At 61.7% G+C, this 326-nt stretch carries 1 pseudogene; it reads right to left on the bottom strand.

Annotated elements, in window-relative coordinates:
- Nucleotides 1-326: pseudogene (locus OK411_RS27015) on the bottom strand (RHS repeat domain-containing protein); the annotation flags it as partial.

Below are 326 nucleotides of genomic sequence, written 5' to 3'. Positions count from 1 at the left end.
ACTGCCCGGTTCGTAGATGTAGCTGCGATAACGATTTTCTGCGCTTTCGGCGATGAGGCGTTCGCCTTGCCAGAGGAATTCAGTGGTGTGGCCGTCGACGGTTTTCTCGATGCGGCGGCCGAAGGCGTCGTATTTATAGGATGCGGTGCTGCCACCCGGCAGGCTGACGCCGATCAGGCGGTGCTGGCAGTCGTAGCGGTACTCGGTGACGAGCTTCTGGCCGGTGCCGCGACGCTCTCGGATCAGGTTGCCGTAAGCGTCGTAGTCGTAGTGGCGGTCGCCCTGCATGAGCAGGCGATTGCCTTTGACGTTGGCGAGGTTGGCTG

Origin of the sequence: Pseudomonas sp. RG1, assembly GCF_025910115.1 — a bacterium.
In the GTDB taxonomy this organism is placed as follows: Bacteria; Pseudomonadota; Gammaproteobacteria; order Pseudomonadales; family Pseudomonadaceae; genus Aquipseudomonas; species Aquipseudomonas atacamensis.
This window is presented reverse-complemented; position numbering and strand designations above follow the sequence as displayed.